1 protein-coding gene is annotated in these 1,011 nt (G+C 73.1%); it reads right to left on the reverse strand.

Features of this window, described 5'->3' with window-relative positions; translation table 11 throughout:
* Positions 1 to 1,011: cation:proton antiporter (locus tag G9373_RS45385; protein ID WP_167121355.1), on the reverse strand; the 1,011-nt coding region annotated here is incomplete at both ends.

Raw genomic sequence — 1,011 nt, forward strand, 5'->3', positions numbered from 1 at the left:
GTGCGGGGTGGTCTTCGGCGCGGGGGTGACGGCCGAACCAGGTGGCGTAGCGGTCGGCCAGGGGTGCGGCCGTCAGTCCGTGGGCCAGGACCGAGAGCGCGATGGTGATCACGGCGGTGGTCAGCAGCAGCTCCTCGTGGGGCAGCTCGCCCGGTTCTTCGAGGATGAGGATGACGAAGACGATGGTGGCCAGTCCGCGCGGGCCGAACCAGCCGACGAAGGCGACGGTCGGTGCGCGCGGGTGCGTTCCGATCAGCGACAGCGCGACGGGGAGCATCCGGACGACGGTCAGGCTTATGACCGCGTAGCCGAGCATCGCCCAGGACAGGTGCCCGAGTGCGGGACCGAGGAGCACGGCGCCGAAGACGATGAACGTCACGGCGCTGAACACGTCGCCGGTCTCGTCGAGCATGTCGGCCTCCTCCTCGCTCTCCCCCTCGGCCGCGTGCCCGGCGCCGTCGCCCTCGTCGTGGTCACCGTCGCGCTCATGGTGGTCGGGGGCGCGGTGGCCGAGCGCGCCGAAGGTCAGTCCGCCGACGAACGCGGCGATGAACCCCGACCCGCCCAGGGGCACGGCGGCGGTGTAGGCGAGCGCGGCCGCCGTCACCGGAATGATCTGCGCCCACAACGGGTCGATCGTGCGGCGGCGGGCGCCGGTGATCAGGATCGCGGCGGCGATCGCCCCGGCCACGAGGCCGGCGAGGATGCCGTACCCGATCTGTTCGGTGACCAAGCGGGCGGCGGCGCCGCCGCCGATCGCGCCCGCTTCGGCCTGCGCGATCGCCAGCACGACCAGGAACAGGGGCACGCAGATGCCGTCGTTGAGTCCGCTTTCGACGTTCAGTCCCTGGCGCACCCGCGACGGCAGGATCGGCAGTGTCACCACGGCCTGCCCGAGCGCGGCGTCGGTCGGGGCCAGGATCACCGCGAGCAGCAGCGCCTCCGGCCAGGCGAGGTCGCCGAGCACGCCCAGCGCGGCGCCGAACCCGGCCGCGATGGTCAGGGGTAGGC

Origin of the sequence: Rhodococcus sp. A14, assembly GCF_011603105.1 — a bacterium.
Classification (GTDB): domain Bacteria; phylum Actinomycetota; class Actinomycetes; order Mycobacteriales; family Mycobacteriaceae; genus Rhodococcus_F; species Rhodococcus_F opacus.